Source organism: Paenibacillus harenae (assembly GCF_030812415.1).
Lineage (GTDB): Bacteria > Bacillota > Bacilli > Paenibacillales > Paenibacillaceae > Pristimantibacillus > Pristimantibacillus harenae_A.
Window position 1 is genome coordinate 262,652 of record NZ_JAUSST010000004.1, and the last position, 20,939, is coordinate 283,590.

At 54.3% G+C, this 20,939-nt stretch carries 12 protein-coding genes; 10 read left to right on the forward strand and 2 right to left on the reverse strand.

Going from position 1 to position 20,939, the window contains the following annotated elements; all coding sequences use genetic code 11:
* Positions 1 to 7 precede the first annotated feature (7 nt).
* The 9 genes from J2T14_RS16165 to J2T14_RS16205 are packed head-to-tail and all read left to right on the forward strand — an operon-like array spanning position 8 to position 15,368.
* A complete protein-coding gene (locus J2T14_RS16165; RefSeq protein ID WP_307472358.1) occupies positions 8 to 3,190 on the forward strand; it encodes a cell envelope integrity protein TolA in 3,183 nt (1,060 codons plus the stop codon).
* A 22-nt stretch (positions 3,191 to 3,212) separates the two neighbouring features.
* Complete coding sequence (locus J2T14_RS16170) at positions 3,213 to 3,839, forward strand: CIS tube protein (protein ID WP_307200553.1); 627 nt, start codon at positions 3,213 to 3,215, stop codon at positions 3,837 to 3,839.
* Between the two features lie 4 nt (positions 3,840 to 3,843).
* The gene (locus J2T14_RS16175) at positions 3,844 to 4,932 is read left to right on the forward strand and encodes a phage late control D family protein (protein ID WP_307472360.1); all 1,089 of its coding nucleotides are present in this window, start codon (positions 3,844 to 3,846) and stop codon (positions 4,930 to 4,932) included.
* A complete protein-coding gene (locus J2T14_RS16180) occupies positions 4,929 to 5,657 on the forward strand; it encodes a phage baseplate assembly protein V (RefSeq protein ID WP_307200550.1) in 729 nt (242 codons plus the stop codon). Before J2T14_RS16175 ends, J2T14_RS16180 begins: the two co-directional genes overlap by 4 nt.
* A gap of 35 nt (positions 5,658 to 5,692) precedes the next feature.
* Complete coding sequence (locus tag J2T14_RS16185; protein WP_307200548.1) at positions 5,693 to 6,094, forward strand: GPW/gp25 family protein; 402 nt, start codon at positions 5,693 to 5,695, stop codon at positions 6,092 to 6,094.
* An 18-nt stretch (positions 6,095 to 6,112) separates the two neighbouring features.
* A complete protein-coding gene (locus J2T14_RS16190; protein ID WP_307472362.1) occupies positions 6,113 to 9,208 on the forward strand; it encodes a baseplate J/gp47 family protein in 3,096 nt (1,031 codons plus the stop codon).
* 39 nt (positions 9,209 to 9,247) lie between these two features.
* On the forward strand, positions 9,248 to 11,524 hold the full coding sequence (locus tag J2T14_RS16195; protein WP_307472364.1) for a putative baseplate assembly protein: 2,277 nt from the start codon (positions 9,248 to 9,250) through the stop codon (positions 11,522 to 11,524).
* Positions 11,525 to 11,528: 4 nt separating this feature from the next.
* Positions 11,529 to 13,667: a phage tail protein gene (locus tag J2T14_RS16200; RefSeq protein WP_307472366.1), complete on the forward strand. Its 2,139-nt coding sequence runs from the start codon at positions 11,529 to 11,531 to the stop codon at positions 13,665 to 13,667.
* A gap of 30 nt (positions 13,668 to 13,697) precedes the next feature.
* Complete coding sequence (locus J2T14_RS16205) at positions 13,698 to 15,368, forward strand: hypothetical protein (protein WP_307472368.1); 1,671 nt, start codon at positions 13,698 to 13,700, stop codon at positions 15,366 to 15,368.
* Positions 15,369 to 15,628: 260 nt separating this feature from the next.
* Here J2T14_RS16205 and J2T14_RS16210 read toward each other — a convergent pair whose 3' ends face one another.
* Entirely contained in the window at positions 15,629 to 17,434 is a 1,806-nt protein-coding gene (locus tag J2T14_RS16210; RefSeq protein ID WP_307472370.1) for an MORN repeat-containing protein, read from the reverse strand.
* Positions 17,435 to 17,436: 2 nt separating this feature from the next.
* A complete protein-coding gene (locus J2T14_RS16215; protein WP_307200536.1) occupies positions 17,437 to 17,823 on the reverse strand; it encodes a DUF4280 domain-containing protein in 387 nt (128 codons plus the stop codon).
* Positions 17,824 to 18,034: 211 nt separating this feature from the next.
* Between J2T14_RS16215 and J2T14_RS16220 the strand changes: the two genes are divergently transcribed.
* Positions 18,035 to 20,791: an adenylate/guanylate cyclase domain-containing protein gene (locus tag J2T14_RS16220; RefSeq protein WP_307472371.1), complete on the forward strand. Its 2,757-nt coding sequence runs from the start codon at positions 18,035 to 18,037 to the stop codon at positions 20,789 to 20,791.
* The last annotated feature ends 148 nt before the right edge of the window (positions 20,792 to 20,939 follow it).

Genomic DNA, 20,939 nt, shown 5'->3' on the forward strand with positions numbered 1-20,939 from the left:
GCCAGAAGTGAAAAGGACGACGAACCGGGACAACGTCACGAAGCAGCAACCGACATCGGTTCAGTCTTTTGCCGGCGGCATCTTAAACAAGTACAAACCGAAGCAAGGCAAGGGGCAGTTCGGCGGATTATCACTATCGCACAAGAAGAATAGCTTGGGCGAGCCATCGGTCGTGCAGCAAAGGGTGCATGTGCAGGTTATTGCGCCGAAGGATACATTGAAGCAGCCGAAGGCCAAGAAAGATGAAGCGTCAAACGCCAAGCCTATTATCGAACGGGTTATCGAACGAGAGAAAGTGATGATAGAGAAGCAGACGGTCGTCTATCGCGACGTTCAGCGCATCATTAAGGAGCATCGGACGGTCAGGGAGATTGCGGTCACGCAGCCGGCTGTTATACAGCAAGGGCAAGAGAGAATGGGTCACAACAAGGCAGATACCGCTGCAACCTATGCAGGCAGCTCCGGCAGAGCGAAGAGCATGACAACAACAAGTAATAAGACGGAAACGGTACCTTTTACCCAACTGGGAAAGATAGCCGAACCGCCCGAAGTCGCAGCGCATGAGCGTAGGCCGCAGGCAGGAACGGATTTTCATAAATGGCTTCAAGCCAGAAGCAATGATTCGATTACGATCCAATCGGCGCGCCGGTTGGACAGCTTGCAAAAGCCGCTCGCAAGAGAGAGGCTCAAGCTTAAGAGCTCGACCCTGAACTATAGAGAACGCAGACAAGCGCCTCCGTTGCAGTTGACGAACGCGAGGAGCGGACGGCTTCGTAGCCTGGACATTAGACAAAGCGCTGCCGAAGGTGGCCGTAGCACCCGTGGCGTTGTAAATACGGAGCAGGCAATGAAAGCCGCAACCTCGGTAAGGGCGAAGCAAGCGCAGCAGGCGGAGGCGAAGACGGCCGAGCGTGCGAAGCAAGCGGAGCAGGCGGAGGCGAAGACGGCCGAGCGTGCGAAGCAAGCCCAGCGGGCGGAGGCGAATTCGGCCGAGCGTGCGAAGCAAGCGGAGCAGGCGGAGGCGAAGACGGTCGAGCGTGCGAAGCAAGCGGAGCAGGCGGAGGCGAAGACGGCCGAACGTGTGAAGCAAGCCCAGCGGGCGGAGGCGAATTCGGCCGAGCGTGCGAAGCAAGCGGAGCAGGCGGAGGCGAAGACGGCCGAACGTGTGAAGCAAGCGGAGCAGGCGGAGGCGAAGACAGCCGAGCGTGTGAAACAAGCGCAGCAGGCGGAGGCGAAGACGGCCGAGCGTGCGAAGCAAAAAGAGCAGGCGGAGGTGGATGAAGTAAAGTCATCTGCTTCAGCTTCTGCAGTTAAAGGAAAGCTGTCTCTGAAGGGCAAGCCCGTCCCGGCGGCAAGGCTGGAGCATTTGTCCCCGAAGAGCGGTGCAGACGAAGTGGGGCAAGCAAGTGGACCTGCGACTAAGCCAACGAGTGCGATGCCCGGTATAGACTCCGAAGCTATAAGGTCGGCTAGCAAGGCTATAGCACCAGAGCCAAGGTCCGAGAGAGCAAGCGGACAGCTTACATTGATGACGAGCCGCGGAGAAATGTCGGTGACGTATAACCAGCTTCCGGGTCAATTGCGATTGCTTAAGCAGCATGCGACCTGGTTCGAAGCCAAGCCTCAAGCGATCGCGGCACAGTTAAAGCCGGGTCTGCCAATTGGTCAAGCTATTGCTGCGAAGCGGCTTGTGCATCGCGAGGGCGACTTAAAGAGCGTTGCCGGCGAGCGAGCAGAATTAAAGAAAGGTTCTGCCAAGGAGTCGGAGCGCCGTCGTCCTGTTCACGGAGCTAACGAGCAGCAGATTACAGTTATGACGAGCAAGCAGGCATCAACTGCCAAGCCAACCTCGGGTCTCCCGATTGGAGCGGGCAACATCGATTCGAATGTAAGGCAGCGTAGGAAAACGACTAAACCCACTAACTCTTTGACACAGCTTATTAGCGCCCGTGCGAGGCGACATTCGACTGAACAATTTCCATCCCCAAGCAGAGCGAAGGGGACGGTCATGAAGGACGGAGCTGCGTTACAAGGGAATGTTCGTTTAGTCCTTCGACATTCGCTGGGAAGACAAACGGTTCCTACAGGTACATATAGGCAAGCAGAAGGTAATACTCTGACGAGCCAGGGAGTGCAGAATACCAGCAGTGCGCAGCAGACTGCTGCGAATGCAACAAATGAAGCCGTGCAACGGAGAGCAACGGCAGCAGGGATATCCGGTCGCAAGCAGGCGCAGCAACAAGCCGAACGGATCCATCAATCTCCGAAAGCGTCGCCGTCGTTGGCGGCAACGATTCATAGAAGGCTAGCCGGTTCACAGCCCGCTCAGGCAAGTCTACCTATTAACGCACAGCGGAAATATAGCGCCGCCACGGAGAAGAAGCCGCAAGGAAACGTTACGCCCGGCGTGTCCGCCGCTGTGGCGCAGCGAACAAGCGTCCAAGCGGGCAGCTACATTTCCTCTGTGCTAGCGTCACCGGCTGCGGAGCTGGTCGGACGGCGAAGCGCGCAGACCATGAACGACAATGAAGCGCATGCAGCCTCCAAGCAAGGACAGATCGGACAAACAAAATCTGGTTCGCCTGCTCTGCAGCCTACTACCACCGGAGCAATAGCTGCAGTTCGAGCAAGCACAACGCATCGGCTTATTCGCAGCATACAGCAAAGAACGACTCCGCAAACGAGCCGCGGCATAACGTCCGCGAATAGAGCTGGTCATACTAGCCAGCGTGTCGGCAGCAAAATCGTTCCATTATCGTTGCAGGCGGCGAGCAAACGTTCAGCGGAGCAGCCCGCTGGACTGAAAGCGGGCAAACCATTGCATCAAGCTGCCCAAAAGCATGAATCGACGCCGGCATCTTCGCCAAGCCCGCTCCGGCTTCGCTTCGCCGCTCGTCCTGCGAGAAGCGATGCTGCGACGAGCAGCCTTACTAAAGGGGCAGCAGCATCTCAGGGCCCTTATTCGGCGGCATCTGCAATGCCGCAGCTCGCTCATCATCAGCGCAAGCAAGCAGCGCAGAAGGAGCCGGAGCGGCATGTACAGGTGGAAGCGCCCAAGGAGCTCGACCCCGATAAGCTGCAGAAGATGATTATGAAGATTCCGCAGCTACGTCCCGAAGCGATTGCGGATCAAGTCTACAAAGCGCTGGAGCGCAAAATGAAGCTGGAGCAGCGCAGGCGCGGCTATTAAATAGAAGGGGAGGAAGCGGATTATGGCCTTAAGCAAAGCGCAGTTTTGGATCTATTGGCATGAGAGAACGCAAACGATAGACGTCATGTTCAACCCGACGGAATACGAGCTTGAAGTAGGCAATCAGTATGCGGAGAACGAAGTGCCCGGTCTTCAAAGGCCAATCTCGCAATTTGTCGGAGGCGACGCTTCAACCTTAAACCTAAGCCTGTTCTTCGATACTTACGAGCTCGGCACGGACGTGCGGGAGATTACTTCCGCGATCGTAGGCATGATGGATGTCGATTCCGACCTGCATGCACCGCCGACTTGCCGGTTCGTATGGGGGTCGCTTGATTTCAAGGGCGTCGTCACCTCGATATCGCAAAAGTACACGATGTTCCTGGAGTCCGGCGTTCCGGTAAGGGCTACGCTCGGTATGTCATTGAAGAGCAGCCAGACAATGAAAGAGCAGTATCAGGAAATTCCGCGCCAATCGGCTGACCGGACGAAGCTGAAGACGATCAAGCTGGGCGACCAGCTATGGTCGATCGCGGCCGACGAATACGAGGATCCCGGCGCATGGCGGCATATTGCCGAGGCTAACGGGATCGACAATCCCCGCTTGCTTGCCGCAGGCAAGAGCCTAACAATTCCAAGACTGGAGTGAGCGTATGCCGGCAAAAAACACCGTTGATTCGCTAGAAACCAAATACGGCGACTTTAATGCGCCGGAAGCCGACATCCTCATCGACGGACAATTGATTAGACTTCTTGATATGGCTTTGGAATGGGTCGAAGTAGAGCAGACGACCGACTCGCAGGCGGATATTGCCAGGTTCTGTATCGCGAATGCCTTTAATTGGCAGGACAATGCGATGAGTTGGGTCGGCACGAAGATTGCCGTGGGCAAGCTGCTGCAGGTGAAGCTCGGTTACGCAGATAAGAAAGGGCTCGTGTTCGACGGCATTATTACGGGCTATAACGTCGAGTACGGGGCAAGCATGAATCCGAAAGTCATCGTGATCGCGATGGACCGCTCTTTTCTTATGATGAAGTCTTCGCATTCCAAAGTGTGGACGGAAACAAAGGACAGCGATGTCGTTCGGCAGATTGCCGGCGAGTATGGGTTATCCGCCGATATCGACGCGACGACCGTCACGAAGAAGACCATTGAGCAGATCGGCGTGAGCGACTATCATTTTATTCGCTCGCTTGCCATAGATAACGACCGGCATTTCTATGTGACGGCGTCCAAGCTTTATTTCAAGAATCCAAAGACGTCCGGGGAACCTATCGTTTCGCTGCAATACGGCAAAAACTTGCGAGATTTTACGCTTCAGGTGGATGCATCCAGTCAGGTGGCCGAGGTGAAGGTGAGAGGGTACGACGTTGACAAGATGGAACCGATAGAGGCGTCCGCCAAGTCGGTTACGAAGATCGGCAGCTTGGAAAAGGCAGGTCCAAGCGTTGCGGCGCAGCTCTCGGCGAAGAAGGTCGAGATCGTCTACACGCAAGCGACTTCGGTTGATGAGGCTACGGCGCTGGCGAAGGCTATGCTGGAGAGGCTGTCGCGCGAGCTTGTTAGCGGACATGGCAGCTGTATAGGCTTTCCGGAGCTTATGCCGGGGGAACTGATCATTTTCGACGGCCTTGGCGGAACGAAGCTTAATCATACGGCGCGATTGACGAAAGTATCGCACAAGCTTGATGCGGAAAACGGTTATGTCGTTTATTTCGAGACGGAGGGGAATGCCATATGAGCTCGCGGTTTACTGGGTTCTTCGATTCACATCAGCGCTCTATGCAAACCGAGCAATTGTCTGGCGTCTTGAACGCGATCGTTAGCGACAACAAGGACCCTGAGAATTTGGGTCGTGTAAAGGTGAAATTTCCGCTTCGCGAGGGAGACCTGCAGACCGATTGGATTCGTATCGCAACGTTGATGGGCGGCAAGGATATGGGCTCTCTGTTCATTCCGGAAGTGAACGACGAGGTGCTGGTTGCTTTTTTGATGGGCCGTCTCGATCAGCCGATCGTGATCGGCATGCTTTGGAACAAGAAGAACCCGCCGCCTGCCGGCAAAGAGAAAAACGATGTACGCAAGATTAAGACGCGAAGCGGACATGAAATTATTTTCGACGATAACAGTACGGACGGCAGTATTACGATCAAGACGAGCAAGGGCCATAGCATTGAAATGGACGATAAGGGCAAGAAGGTATCGATCACGATGCAGAACGCGCAGCAATCCGTTGTGTTAGACAGCGGCGCGAACAAAGTCACGGTCAAGAGCGGCGATACGGCGAAGCTGGAGATGACTTCCCAAGGCGACGTGACGATGACCGGCGCGAAGTCGCTGACGCTTAAGGGAGCGCAGGTAAAGGTGGAGGCCGATGCCTCGCTGACGCTGCAATCGAACGGCATGCTGGAAGTGAAGACGAACGGCATTCTGACGCTTAAAGGCTCGATGGTCAAAATCAATTAGCGGGTTGGTTCGAAGGGAAGAGGGAGAGTGCTGTAATGTCGGCTTCTTTTTTAGGAAAAGGTTGGAAGTTTCCTGTGCAGGTGGATGCAACGACAGGCCGCATCTTGATGGCGGATGCCGAGGAGGACATAGCGGAAGCGATTCGGATCATTATTCGAACCTCGAAGGGGGAACGGCTCATGCGGCCGGATTTCGGCTGCGGCCTGCGGGAGTTCGTTTTCGGCACGACAGACGAAACGTCATTGCGGCTCATATCCAGCGAAGTTACCGATGCGATTCGGATATGGGAGCCCAGAGTGAAGGATATCGAGGTGAAGGCGCAGCTTGATCCTCAGCATACCGGGCGCGTGCTGCTGACGGTATCGTATGCGGTGCGGTCAACGAACAATTTGTTTAATCAGGTCTATCCTTTCTATCTGGAGGAAGGCACGAAATAACGGGAGCGAAGCGACGCGATGAAGCATGGAGGAAGAACGGGCGGCGGCATTCGTCCGCCAAGCATTAATGCTAACAATGTGACCTCTTTCATGGCTAGATTGAAAGAGATGGCTCCTCATTATACGCCGGAATGGCGGTTCTCGCCTGAAGACCCGGACGCAGGCACAGGTCTTGCCTATTTGACGGCAGAGATGCTGCAGGATACGGTGGAGCGGCTTAATCAAGCGCCCCTGAACCATTTTCTCGCTTTCCTTGATCTTATTCAAGTGAAGCTGCAGCCTCCCCGTCCGGCGGTAGCGAGCATCGTATTCGGGCTGAGCGAGGGCGCAGTGAACCCGGTTTACCTGCCGGCTGGACTAGCGCTTACCGCGCCGCATCCGGAAGGCGGCGAGCCGCTAGTGTTCGAGACGGAGAGGACGCTGCTGGCGACGCCGGCCAAGCTGCAGGAATGGATCAACGTCCACCCGGCGAAGGATCGGATCGTGACGGCGGCGCAGCGTTATAGCGAGAGCGTAGATGCGGGTACCGTTCCGGAGGTGCGCCTGTTCGATACCGACTATAAGGCGAACGAGCAGGAGCATTCCATGTTTATCCGCCATGACGATCTGTTTCTGGTCGATCGCCCGAATCGCTTCTATCTGAATGTGCATCATTCGGAGAAACGTTATTCGGAGCCGGAGCTGGCGGCTTCCCTTGCTTCCGAACTTGTCGAATGGACGTATCCCTGCAATGGCGGATGGGTGAAGTTCGACGAAGCTACTGCTGCCGGCAATACGATTATTTTGTACAAAAAGCAGGCAGGCAAGCTCGAAGTGACGGAGCATCAAGGCATTCAGGGCCGCTGGATACGTTGTACGGTGAAGCAACAACCGAACGCGGCCTCGCCACTGCTGGAGAAGCATCTGGAGATGGACAAGCTTCGTATTCGCGCCGTTCATGACGCGAACCGCGATACGGAAGGCATCAAACCAGCCGCGCTCTTCTTCAACGATACCGAATTGCCGGCGGATGGCTTCTATCCGTTCGGGGAGCATTTCGTTCCCTATTCGGTGTTCTACTTGTCATGCGAAGAGGCGTTCACGAAACGCCAGAGCAAGGTGAAGCTGAGTTTCAACGCCAAAGCTTCGGCTAATCGGCTTCGCATGGCGCAAGATCCCGAAGTCAAGTGGAAGATGGTCATGAGAACGTATGATTTTGAAGAAAAAGATCCGCCGAGAGTTCACATTCGCAAAGTGCAATGGGAATATTGGGACGGCGAGAACTGGGCACGCTTGCCGGGCAGCGAGCAATTCGGCACATTGTTCGAAGAACTGCCAGAGCAGGAGGAGAGAAGCTTCACGCTTGAATTCGCTTGTCCGGAAGATATGGGGCAGACGTTCGTTAACGGCTCGTACGATTATTGGCTGCGCGCAAGGGTGCTCCAGACCGACCCGATTATAGCGCCGGTGGTTGAATATATGTCGCCATGGTTGTCGGCACCGACATTTACATATGCACAGCCTACTCAGGCGTTATTTATGCCGGAGAGCTTGTACACGAGAAGCAACGCAGAGGAAAGAGACCGGACGCAGGAAGCGAGAGCGGGCGGCGCGGCATATAAGCTGTTCGAGCCGCCGGCGACGACGCAGCCTACCGTATATGCTTCTTTCGACCTTGCGCCGGTGAAGGGCCCGCTGCGGACGCGATTTGAGCTTGAACGTCCGTTTGCCGGGCGCAATCAGCCTCCATGGATCGAATGGGAAGCGTTATGCGCGCAGAACGGCAGGCTCGTCTGGCTGCCCGTGAAGACGATGGACGGCACGGACGGCTTCACCTCGAGCGGCGAGCTGCAATGGGTCGGTCCGCAGACGATGGTGCAAGCAAGCTTGTTCGGACGCGAGCGCTATTGGCTGCGCGCGGTCAATCGCGACGGCTGCATGAATGGGATTTACCCTCAATTGCCGATTGCGAGCCGCATTGATATGAATGCGGTGACGGCTAGGCAACAGGTCAGTCTGGAGAGAGAAATGGCCATTCCGCCGGATGGATTTGTGCAGCTCACACAGACTGCTTTCATAGACGAAGAGGTGTGGGTCGATGAGATCGAAAGGTTCACAAAGCTCGAACAGGAGAGATTGCTGGGGTCGGAATCATCTGCATATGCCGCGCAACGGGACGGAGAAGGTGAAATTCAGCGCTTCTGGGTACGTTGGCAGGCTGTTACATCACTTGCTGAATCGGGGCCGGATGATAGACATTATGTAACGAACCATGCAGGAGGCATCTTGCAGTTCGGCAACGGCGTGCATGGGCGTCTGCCTTCCCCGCAGGAGTCGGAGACGGTGAAAATCCGCTTTAAGACGACAGCCGGAGCGGGCGGCCATGTTGCAGCGGGTCAGATTACGGGAATGCAGCTTCCGATGGCTTTCATTCGTAGCGTCACTAATCCTGCGCCTTCGATTGGCGGCGGCGATGCGGAGCGAATCGAGCAGGTGGTCGTACGCGGACCTCAGCAGCTTAAGCATCGCGGCCGGGCGGTAACCGCCAAGGACGTGGAATGGATTGCCCGCGAGGCTTATCCGCAAATTGCGAAAGTGAAGTGCTTAAGCAATCGAGACGCCTTGCTTAAGCGAACGCCCGGCGCTATGACGATTGTCGCTTTCCCGGCGGGCGGACTTGCCGGTACGGCACAGTTTCCGGAGCTTAAGCGGACGGTGGAGCGCGAGCTTATCCGCAAAGCGTCGAACCTGGTCTCTCTTGGCGGGGCGATCCGCGTCATCGAGCCTGCTTATCTGGAAATATCGGTGCATGCCACAGTGGCGGCGGAGTCGGTGGATGAGCTGCTTCCGCTGGAGCTGGCGGCTGCGGCCAAGCTTGACGCGTTTCTTGATTCCATTACCGGCAATGCGGATGGCCAAGGCTGGAATATCGGCGAAGCGCTTCATGTATCGGTGCTGCATTCGCTGCTTCATTCGGTAAGGTCTCTGCTCTACATAGAACGGTTATATTTACATGTCGTTAGGATAGAGAACGGGGTGCGCGCGGAGTGGGATCCCGCTCGCATGGGCGAGGTTATTCATGGAATTGTCGTTAACGGACATCATCAGATTACCGCTGTCCCTGCCCCTCATTGATGTCCATTGGACATATTGCTTTAAGAAAGGAGGCATCCAATGCTGCCTAGATTGCCGCTAGACGATCGCAGCTTTGCAGAGATCGTCCAGCATTCCAGAAGACTTATACCGAAGCGCGTTCCGGAATGGACGGATGAGAACGCGCATGATCCGGGAATGACCTTTATCGAATTATTCGCATGGTTGACCGAGATGCAGCGGTACTTCATAAGCCGCGTGCCGGACAAAAACCGCCGCAAGTTTCTGGATTTGCTGGGCGTCGCGCCGGCAGATACGCAATCGGCCGAAGCGGTCATTCAATTCACGAACGTGACTGCGCCGACGATATTGCCGCGAGGAACGAAGCTGATGGCGGAAGACCAAATGTTCGAGACGGACGCTACCGTTAAGCTTGTCCCGTTGTCGCTCGACCGGATCGTAACAAGAACGGAGCGGGAAGCGAACGATGTAACAGCGTCCAATGTCCACGCGGATGTCGTCTATTACGCATTCGGCGCCGATGCGAAGCAATCGTCAAAATTATATGTATCGTTCGACCGCGAGCTCGCGCCAGGCGAGCTAGTGACCCTTAATATCGAGCTTATGCAGCCAGGCAAGGATACGCAGGAAAGACATGCGACAGAGCTGCTTGATCCCCTTCTTGCGGCTGCGGCCATTACACCTTCCTCTCGCTTATCTTGGAAAGTATACGGATATGACGAGCAATCGGAGGCTGAGGCATGGCTTCCGCTGGACATCGTTCAAGACGAAACCTTGCATTTGACGCTTAGCGGCAAAATCACGTTTCGAGCCGGTGCGCCGATGCGTACGGTAACGGTTCATCCGGCAAGCGACCGCGCGCGTTATTGGATATGCTGCACGCTTGAGGAATCAGGCTACGAGATGCCTCCGCGAATTCGCCAAATGATGCTTCATACAACGATGGCGGTTCAACGCGATACGCTGTGCGAGGTCATTGATCTGCCCTACAATGGCGGGGATCAGACGTCGATCGTTAGCGATACATACTTGTCGGTATACGGAAAAACCCGTGTGCAAGTGCAAAATATCGATTTTTCATGGACCTATTGGAAGGAAGAAGACCCGCTGGTGTCGAAGGCTGGCGGATTTCAACAGGATTCGAAGTTATATACGGTCAAGCGAAGCGCTGGACGGGATTACTTGGAAGTTCGCTTCGGCGGCAGCGAAGGCGGCGTAATGCCGGAGCCCGGTCAGATGATACGAATTATCGCAAGCACGCCGAAATTCGATCAGCTTCGGATGGTCGGTCGAAGCAACGGCCTTCCCGGCCAGTCGTTCGACGTGTATGACGTCCCGTGCAAGAAGAAGGATGCGATCAAGCTTCAAGTCGGCGAGAGCGACGCAAGCGGCGAACTGAGGTGGTTCGACTGGACGCGCGTTGACGATTTCGATCATTCAGGTCCCGGAGATCGGCATTATGTGTATGACCCGATCGGAAGGCGAATCTACTTCGGCAACGGCGAACGGGGCGCTATTCCGGCATCGTGCCGGGAAGAGAACATTTGCTTGATTGGCTGCTTGCTTGGCGGCGGCGAGCGCGGTAATGTGAAGCCGGGGCTCATTACGGAATGGGTAAACGACGTGCAAGCCCAATATGGGATTAAGGTAGATAATCCTTTTTATGCTGCGGGCGGCTCGGAGGCCGAGACGTTAGCGGAGACGCTGCAGCGCGCGCAAGCGGAACTGAAGCGCACGTTCCGTGCCGTAACCGACGAGGATTACGAGACAATCGCCAGAGAGACGCCGGGTGCGGCAGTCGCAAGGGTGCAGGCTATCCCGCTGTACAAGCCCGGGCTTTCCGATTATCCGAGGGAGCGGGCAGCCGGACAAGTATCGGTTGTCGTCGTGCCGTATAGTTTAAGCGAGACGCCAACGCCAAGCACCGGATTCTTGCAGACGGTGCGGAAGCATATCGATTCGCGCAGACTGATTACGACGGAGGTGCATGTCATACCTCCCGTCTATATTAAAGTGACCGTTCATGCCGTTGTTGTCGTTGAACCGCAATTCATCGACGAAGGCGAGCGGCTTGTCGAGCAGCTAAGAAGGCTGCTGCGACCGCTAGACGGAGAGGACGGCTCTCCAGGGTGGGCGTTTGGCAGGGCGGTATATAAGGGCGATATTTATAATGTGCTTAGCGGAAGCAACGGCGTGCTGTTCATCCAGGATCTGTGGCTGGATGCGGAAGGCGCTCATGTGAAGAAAAGCGCCGGGGGCGATCTGATCTTGCCGCCCCATGGCCTTGTTTTCTCAGGCAAGCATGAAATTGAGCTGATAAGCAGCACGCGTCTATGATGTTATGCGGCGGACGGCAGCAAAGGAGGGGATAAGCCTGAACGGACTAGAGCGTTATTTCTCGATTAACCGCGAGGAAGATTGGCGGCGAGGTACCGTATACAATTTGGAATCGCGAACGGCAGGCTTCGGCGTACGAAGAGATAACAAGTATGGGATTGCCGGCACGCTCCAGCTAAGCGAGCTTGATGGAACGGGTACGACGCGGGAAATCGCAATCGGCGAGCATGACAGAATGTATTTGCTTGATGAACGGGCCGATCTTTGGATTTACGATCGCCGAAATGCCGACCATAAGCGGTTGTTCACCCAAGGACATGGCTTGTTCAGCGCCGATGCGAGGCTTGCAGCCTCCGGCGACCTGCTGTTAGTTGCCGACCGCTCGGGTGACAGGACGCTAGCGGCTTATCATACGGATACCGGCCAGACTTTGTGGTCGAGATCGGGGCAACAGGCCGACGGCATGCCGCTCTACCCGATAGCGATTGCAGCCGATAACCGTTACGTCTACGTGCTGACGCCGCTTGAAATCGATGACGGCGGAGATGAGCCTGCCGTGCCTGAAGGCGGCAAGCTTGGCATTATGCAATTCACGCTAAGCGGCGCATTAACGGGCGTCTGGAGCGATCTTAGCTTCACTCAGCATGTACGGGCGAAGTTGAAGCATTTGAACCGAACTTACTTTATGTCGCTGTCCCCGAGCGGGAAGCTCTACATATTCGATACGCTGTTTGCGAAGCTCTTCTCCTTCCATAGCAGCGGCAAGCTGGCTGCGAGGAAAGAGCTCCCGTCGCTCCCGTATGCGGGATTGTGCATCGATAGCTCCGGCATGCTCTATATCGGCGATTCGAGGCAGATGGATCAGTTGAGCGAGGACGACCGGTTCATCGTCATGTTGGACGAAGCTGGCCATTCCATCGGCAAGATTACAAGCTTTCGGGGGAAGGCCGATCAATTGCTCATCGATGGCAAAGGTCGAATGTTCATCTTGAACGGCGACGAGGGCATCGTGACAATGCTTAATTTGCAGCCTCAGACGCTGGTCATGGAAGAGACGGGAGTGCCGGAGGGCATCTGGTTATCCCGTGCTTACGACAGCTCGGAAGCCGATACGGTATGGCATAAAATGACGCTCGACGCTTTCATCCCCGACGGTACGCAGCTAAGAGTGTCCTACTTCACCTTGAACGAGGAGAGCTGCTTCATTAACGGGACGTATCGCAAGGTTGACGATTGGCTGGTCGATACGTCGCTGCCATATCGCGATAAGCTGAACGCGCTCGCATCCTACTGGTCTCCGCCCGTCATCAATCCGAAGGATTCGCTGTTTTTTGGCGCGAAGGGACGGTATTTATGGCTGAAGATCGAGTGGATCGGGACGGAGAGGCATTCGCCTTTGCTTCAGACGGTGCGGCTTTATTTTCCCCGCGAGACGTTTTTATCGTACTTGCCGTCGGTGTACCAGGAGGATCCCGCGAGCCGTGACTTCCTGGAGCGTTACTTATCGTTGTTCGGCACGCTGTTCTCCGAAGTAGAGAACGAGATTGTCGGCTTGTCGGATTATCTCGATCCTCAGCTAGCGACAGGCGAGCATCTAAGGTGGCTGTCATCCTGGCTCGGTCTGGAGACCGACGATTATTGGACCGACGAGCAGGTTGAGGCATTCATCAAGGCCGCGCCGGAGCTATATCGTTACCGCGGCACGCGGCAGGGGCTTATGAAGACGATCGAAATCTACACGGGCCAGTCGCCGCTTATCATTGAATATTTTCAGACGAAGGGCATGCGCGACAATGCCGAGCTAAGGGAGCTTACGGATAAACTGTACGACGGAGATCCCTACACATTCACCGTCCTGCTAAGGCCGGAGCAAGCGCCGAGCGAGAAGCAGCGCGTTGTCATCGAGCAGTTGATTGAGGAACAGAAGCCCGCCTATACGGAAGCGAAGCTTGTCATGCTCCAGCCGTGGATGTATTTGGACCTTCATACGTACCTCGGCATCAATACCGTGCTTACGGAGCCGTCGCTTATGACGTTGAACCCTAATCGCACGATGCCCAACGATACGCTGATCGTCGATGTCGGCATGGAGAAGCGAATGGACATACATACTCGCCTTGAAATGGATTCAGAGCTTGAATAATAGATGAAGTTCGTGAAGGAGTGGGAATTGATGAAAAAATCGCGATTGTATCCATTTGAGAGAAATCGGTATTTTTACGGCAAGCTGCTGACGGTGCGCGACTTTGAATCGGAGCAAAAATATTTTAACGACAAAAGAAGATTGTTGAATCGGCTGCTATACGGAAGCGGCGTTTTGTCGGGCATGCAGGTCGTTGCGGTTGACGACAAGACGATATCGGTTGAAATGGGTGTTGCGATCGATTATATTGGCCGCGAGCTCGTTATTCCTTCTCCGGTAACTTTGAAGCTTTCGATGATTGAAGGCTTCACGAACAATGAGTATAAGAAAAACGTATATCTATGCGTGGCTTACGACGAGAAGGGCAAAGAGCCGGTTCATTCCGTCGGCAACTCGGCCATTCGTTCCGATGAAGTAAGCGAATATAATCGCGTTCTTGAATCGTACCGCCTATTTATCGTAGAGGAGGCGCCGGCGCCATCCTCCTTCGAATTCGTTCGCTTGCTCGAAAATGTAGCGACGATCTACGAAGATGTAGGTGTTCGTATCACGCAGCGCATGCCGAAGTACGTTAATCCGGGCGAGGTAGTCGAGATTAAGCTCGTTGTCGAGAAGACGCTTCAAACGCCGCGAATCGCTTTCCAGTACGAGTATGATGCGGTTGGCTTTACAACGGTTGGCCATGACGGACAAAACGTATCGTTCGCAGAGCCGGGCGACGCCCAGGAGACGGAATATACGGTCAGCTTCCATGTGAAAGCGCCGCTTGAAGCGGGCAGTCTTGCCACTCTGACCGTCCCTAATTCGGCTGCGAAGCTGACGATCGGCGACGCGGTCATTCCGCTCGATTCGAATGCGAAGCATGTGATCGAAGTGCTGGAGGAACCGGTAGCGGAGCGGATTCTGAAGGACTGGCATGAACGCAGCTTGGAGGAGGCGGTCGAGGGATCGGCTGACCAGAGCATTTGCTTGGCGAAGATCAGCCTGCTTCAGTTGGGACCGACTTATATGATCGAGAAAGTCGACCGCGTTCCTTATGGCGAATATATAGAGAGCACTTCGCTCCTGCAACGGCTTGCCCAGACGTCGCGCGCTTCGTCGCTGCACAAATTCTATGCAAGCGCGGAAACGGAAGACTTGGAGTATGGCGCGAAGCCTTCACTCGACGTACAGTATCACCCGGAACGCAATGAATTCGACTTTAAGCTCGGCATCCCTCGTCCTCAGCATTTGTATGACGAGATCGCGACCGGCACGATGGAAGTGTTGCTGGAGTCGATCGGCAAGACGGGCGGCTTCTTCTTCTCGCGAGGCAAGAAGAACTACGTTTCCGATGAAATCAACCACGGACTTGGCGAAGGCCAAGTATCGGTTGTTGTAGGCCTAGAGGAAGTGGAGCGTTCCGTAGAGGGAGATTTGAACGCTGTGCAGAAGCGCGTTTATTACGGTCAGAGCGATGTCTTCAAGGGTACGGAGTTCGAGCCGGACATTCCGAACGTATCGCTTGGTACGGTCGTTTATCCGGAGAAAGGCACGTTCCGCATAGGCATGAAGCTGCAAGGTGAAATGGAGTCGACCGCGTCGGTCATTGCCGTCCGCTGGTGGGCGTTCAAGACCTTGGGCACAGCCCCGCAGCAAGGCGAGGTTGACAACGAGCAGTTGGAGGATGTATTAGGTGAAGCGGCAGCTTCGGAGGAATAGACGGTCTTTAAGCCGCTGCTTAATGCTTCTAATGAGCGTTAGGCTGCGGCTTTGTTTCTGTAATAGGCTCTTACAAAGCGGGAAGTAAAGACCGGGGAATAATGACGGTTTCGCGTAAGAGCATATATGAGCTAACAGCAAACGACTGGCGGGGAAAGTGTCAGCGGTCTGTAAGAGCGCCTGCGCGATTTCAGCTCTAAACATTAAATGAAAAGCCCCCGCCCAGGATACGGCGAGGGTTTTGTTATGCCCTGGAGCGGTTATTCCGCTTCATCAGGGTTATAGTAGCTAATCTCGAGTCTGGCGGGCTTGTCCTTGTTCAGCAGGAACGTCAGGAAGGCGTTGCCGGATTTGAATATGATGCTTGTCCGTCCGTTCGGCAGTATTTCCTTCGAGGAGACGGCTTTGGCAGTCAGCAGCCGCTGGTAAGTCTGTTCCATCACGATGCTGTTCCAAGTCGTTAGCTTGCGAACGTAATAAGCTTCCGGATTGTCAGGATCAACTTCAAGCACGAATGAGAGCTGAGCGGTGCTGAAGGTGAGCGTCATCGGAAGGACTTCTTCCTCCAGCCCTTCGGTGTCGCCAGTTGCGACAACCGAGTCAGCTGAAGTCGCTTCTTCTATCATGCTGTTCGAGCTTTCGCTGAGCGTTTGAACTTCATCCGCCGGACTAGCATCCTGGGTTGAAGAGCCTTCTGATGACGACTCTCCACCGCTACTAGTTCCAGAGCCACTCGACGTTTCATCCCCGCTAGTGCCGCTATCCGCTCCGGCATTCGGGTCCGCCGCTGTCCCACCTTCTCCGCCTTCCGCCGTTCCATCCGTTGGCGCATCCGTTACTGCGGGCGTTTCTTCCGCTGGCGGCGTCGTTTCGGAAGGAGGCGGCGGGTCAGCCGCTCCAAGCGTCTCTTGCAGCTTCACGAGCGATAGGTTCATGAAGCCTTCCGCATATACTCCTCCGGCGCGGAAGAAGCCTTTATAGAGCGGAGCGCCGTCGGCGTCAAATAATGAACCGACACCTTCATATTTGCCATTGACGAACTTGCCGTCGTAGACAATGCCTCCGCCTGCGTTGTAGGCTTGGCCGATTCCATTCGGCAGCCCGCCAGCGAAGCCGCCCGTGTAGACGAGCGAGCCGACTTCGTTAAAGGAACTGCCTGCGCCGTGATAGGCGCCCTTCACGAATTCGCCTTCGTACTTGACGAAGCCCGATGCAAAGTAGTGTGTTCCCGGTCCTGTCAGCTCGCCTGCAACAAAGTTGCCTTCGTATGCCAGCACACCGTTGCTGTCATAAAGCTTGCCTGCTCCTTCGTAGACGCCGTTGTTGAACAGCCCTTCATACAGAAGTTTCTCGGGACCGCTGTATAGCTTGCCATCTCCTTGATAGACGCCTTTCATGAAGTTGCCGGCATAGACGATCGTGCCGTCTTCCTTATAAGTCGTTCCTGCGCCCTCGTAAAGACCTGCAGCGAACAAACCGACATAGGACGGCGCGCCACTTGGATAGAAAGCCGTACCGGCACCCGCGTACTGGTCGGCAGCGAATAGTCCCTTATAGAGAAGAATGCCTTCTTCATTATAAAGCTCGCCTTGGCCCATCATCATGCCTTTGTCGAAGTCGCCGCTATACTTCAGATTGCCGTTAGGATAATACAGCTTGCCGGTTCCCGTATACAGGCCGTCCGCCAATTGTCCTTCGAACAGCAAACGGCCCCCGGGATCGAGGATGTCGGCAGTGCCGGTAAACCCTTTGTCGGCGGCCGCCGTCGCCGATAGCTGCGGCGTCTTGCCGAACCATTTGTTGAACAGGGGCGGAGGACTAATGAAACCAAAGTAAACGATGATGAGCGTTATGACGATAAAAAGCGCTATCAGTTTCTTCGCAATATAATAGCTTCCAAGCTTGACGTAGTTGTTGAGCGAACGAAGCGGGCCGAATATGGCTGTAACGAGAAACTTGCGAAGCCATTTAAGCAACAGCTTCGGCAGCATGCGGGCTTGCTTGATCGGCTTCATGACAAACTTCTTAATCGGTTTGAAAATCGGCTTAAGAATGGATTCAATCATGGCTAAGGCACCTGTATCGTTACTTGGCCAGGATTAACGACTTCAATAATTCCACCCCAATTGCACATGCATTTGGATGAATTGTTCAGCGCGGGCATATTCGCAACCAGTACCGTAGGCGAACCGGGCGCCCATGGGGCGGCTGTTACCGGAATGCATGGCATAGGGGTCAAGGCGCCGAATGCAGCCGCCGTTGCCGAGGCAACCATGGGATTGGCCATCGATGAACACATGCCGAAGGGGGTAATATTAACCATAGGCTTGTTGTCCATAATGTTGGCAATAGGCATTGACGTCGTAACCATGTTCTGAGGCAAGACGGTCAACATGCCTGGAGCGGCTCCGAAAGAGCATTTCAGCATGGCTCCGCCGCATACGAGTTGTCCCATAACGTTCCTTTCCGCGAGGAGCGAATCTATCGATTCAGTAAATCGCTTCTCCCATTTTATACTATTATAATAGTACTATACGCCGCCCAAGCCCATCAACATAAACCTGCGAAATTCGGGAATATTCGATTCGTTGCGCGGAAGGAAAGGGATGTAAAAATACGTATCATGTAGTACTATAGAAATAGAAAAAATATGCAGGTCGAAAGCGATGGTGCGCATGCGAAAGTCCGGTTTGGGGATTCTGTTGTTGCTCTTAATAGCCGTAGGGCTTGGGTTCTGGATCTATCCGAATATAGACCAGCTCAAGGCTTTGCCATATACGAAGGAAACGTCTCTATCCTATTTGTCGCGCGCGTCTGCAGGGCCCGATGGAAGCTTGGACGTGATCGGCGATTCCAGGCAGGAAATTATTCGGATCGGCGACAAAGGCGAGATGAAGGAGCAGCTTCTCCAAAGTCTGGACAGCGGCGCAAGGCATGATTACACCGATATAGCGACAGCTGCCGACGGCACGATGTATGTCCTTGATACGGTGCTGGACGGTTATGGTCTGTACGTGCAGGAAGAGCGGATTATTCAATATTTGCCCGGCGGTTCGACCGGTAAGACGCTATACACGTTCAAGGGCAACGGGACGAATAAGCGCGTCGGGCAGATTAAAGGTCTTCAGGTGAGCGGAGATTCCGTCTACTTTTATGTTGACGAGGAGAGCCGAATTACGCTTCAACGCATACCGGCAGCTGGCGGCGGGCCGGAACAGCTATTGAATTTCGATATGCCGAAGGATCGATATATGTCCGAGATCGTCGGGTACGAGCCGGGTGAAATCTACTATTCGTCCAAGCGCGGCGCTATTTTCAAAGTGGAGAAGGACGGCGGAAGCAAGCTAGTCTATCCACTCGAAACGATGGACCGTACGCGCAAAAACTTTCCCGAGAGGCTGCTGCTGCACGAGAACGGAAGACTTTATTTTGTCGATAGACTCTTAAACGCGGTGACGAGCATGAAAGCTGCGGATTCCAGCAATTTGCGCACGGAAATTGACGAGACTGTCCTCGCAGAGTTGGCGCCGGATGCCGAAAATCTCGAAATCATGGATGTTGCGATAGATGCCGGCGGCGGTTTGAAAATGGCGCTCGATGACCGGATATTGAGCATAAGCGCAGACAAAACCAATACCGAAGCTATAACGAGTTTGATCTATAATCGCTCGTCGATCTGGATGGGCTGGCTTACCTGGTCGGCTGCGGCCTTATTTATCATTGCTATGGCACTAATAGTGCGCTTGATATACATATACTGGCTTAATCGCCGAATTTCATTGTTTTTTAAGCAAATATTCGCTATCGTTCCGATTCTCGTAATTGCGATGGTGCTGCTTTCCAATTTCATCTATGACAGCTTCTCTTCCCGCATGGAGGAAGAGATGCGGCGGCAGCTTTCGCTCTTGGCACGCAATGGTCAGAACATCATTAACGGCGACCAGTTGAACCGGCTGACATCGCCAAGAGACTACATGAACGAGGACTATCAGGCGGTCAGCAAGAAGATGAACTTTCTCTTTGAAAGCGAGGATGCGGCGACTCGCAAAGGTTTATACAGCACGCTGTACAAATACGAGAACGGTGAAATGTTCATCATGATGGACGACGATGACGGCGTCAATATGTATAAGCCGTTCCAGCTCGAGGAGGCGGACCAGCAGGTCGTCAAGACGGGCGCGATCGTATCGGGCAGATGGGAAGACGGCACGGGAAAATGGCTTTACGCAATCGGACCGATCTACGATTCAACAGGCAAGCTTGTAGGCATATACGAGACAGGCAGGGACATGAACGTCCTTTATCAGGCGAACCAAACGATCTATAACAGCGTCATGCGCAATATTGGCTATATCAGCATCGGCGTTATCGTGCTTGTACTGGCTGTTACTTATTATTTGCTCTCGTCGCTTCGCAAGCTCCGCAGGAGCGTAATGGAAATGGCTAACGGCAATTGGGACGTTAAGGTCCATATACGCGCGCAGGATGAGGTGGGCGATCTGGGAGAGCAGTTCAATCGGATGGCGCATCATATCCGTACTTATATCAAAGACATTACATCGTTCAGCGAAGCGTCGCATCGATTCGTTCCGCAGCAGTTTTTTAAATACTTAGGCAAAAAAGGCATTACCGATATTCATCTCGGGGATCAGGTTCAGCAAAATATGGCGGTCATGGTCGCGAATATTCGCTCCTTCAATCAATTGTCCAAACAATTGACGCCCAAGCAAAATTTCGATTTTATGAACTCGTTTTTGAAACGGTTTAGCCCGTTCGTTCGCAAGGAGGAAGGGCTCATAAGCAAATATTTGGGAGCAGGCTTCATGGCGCTGTTCCCTGCGCGTTCGGACGATGCGCTGCGCGCGGCCGTAGCGATTCGCAGAGAATTGTCTTCGTTCAATGACAGCTTGCAAGCGGCGGGACACTCGCCTGTGGATATGGGAATGGCTATCCACAAGGGGCCGCTTATGCTGGGGATAGTGGGCGAGGAGCAGCGGATGGAGGGGAATGTCATCTCCGATGACGTGAACATTACGGCGACGCTTGAGAGGATGTCCGATACGATAGGCGCATCGATACTCGTTACCCGAACTTTTTTTGACCAATTGAGATCGCCTGAACGGTTCCGTCACCGCATGCTTGGCCGGGTCAGAATCGACGGCAAGGATGAGCCTCTTGAGCTGGTGGATGTATTCGAGGGGGATTCGGACTCGGTTCGCGCGCTGAAGGAGCGGACGAAAGCGATGTTCGAGAGAGGCATTACGCTCTGCCAAGAGGGGCGCTTCTTTGATGCGAGGGAAACTTTTATCGAAGTCATTAAGGTGAACCGCTTCGACAAAGCGGCGAAGCTCTACTTCTATTTGTGCGATGAATATTACCAAAGAGGCGCTGTCGAAGGCTGGAATGGCACACTAGCGGTATAATCAGACAGTGGAGGAGAGGAACAACTATAATGGCGGTAGAGCATTTGCGAACCGATAGACTAACCTACAATGAAAATATCGCAAAAATAGTATGGATCGTTAATAGAATCGGCAGAGACCAGGAGAATGATGCAGAAGAGGATCTCCG

What these genes read in the sequence shown, in the direction of transcription:
- J2T14_RS16170 (WP_307200553.1), top strand. Translation starts at nt 3,213, where the DNA reads ATGGCCTTAAGCAAAGCGCAGTTTTGGATCTATTGGCATGAGAGAACG.
- J2T14_RS16175 (WP_307472360.1), top strand. Translation starts at nt 3,844, where the DNA reads ATGCCGGCAAAAAACACCGTTGATTCGCTAGAAACCAAATACGGCGAC.
- J2T14_RS16180 (WP_307200550.1), top strand. Translation starts at nt 4,929, where the DNA reads ATGAGCTCGCGGTTTACTGGGTTCTTCGATTCACATCAGCGCTCTATG.
- J2T14_RS16185 (WP_307200548.1), top strand. Translation starts at nt 5,693, where the DNA reads ATGTCGGCTTCTTTTTTAGGAAAAGGTTGGAAGTTTCCTGTGCAGGTG.
- J2T14_RS16190 (WP_307472362.1), top strand. Translation starts at nt 6,113, where the DNA reads ATGAAGCATGGAGGAAGAACGGGCGGCGGCATTCGTCCGCCAAGCATT.
- J2T14_RS16195 (WP_307472364.1), top strand. Translation starts at nt 9,248, where the DNA reads ATGCTGCCTAGATTGCCGCTAGACGATCGCAGCTTTGCAGAGATCGTC.
- J2T14_RS16200 (WP_307472366.1), top strand. Translation starts at nt 11,529, where the DNA reads ATGCGGCGGACGGCAGCAAAGGAGGGGATAAGCCTGAACGGACTAGAG.
- J2T14_RS16205 (WP_307472368.1), top strand. Translation starts at nt 13,698, where the DNA reads ATGAAAAAATCGCGATTGTATCCATTTGAGAGAAATCGGTATTTTTAC.
- J2T14_RS16210 (WP_307472370.1), bottom strand. Translation starts at nt 17,434, where the DNA reads ATGATTGAATCCATTCTTAAGCCGATTTTCAAACCGATTAAGAAGTTT.
- J2T14_RS16215 (WP_307200536.1), bottom strand. Translation starts at nt 17,823, where the DNA reads ATGGGACAACTCGTATGCGGCGGAGCCATGCTGAAATGCTCTTTCGGA.
- J2T14_RS16220 (WP_307472371.1), top strand. Translation starts at nt 18,035, where the DNA reads ATGGTGCGCATGCGAAAGTCCGGTTTGGGGATTCTGTTGTTGCTCTTA.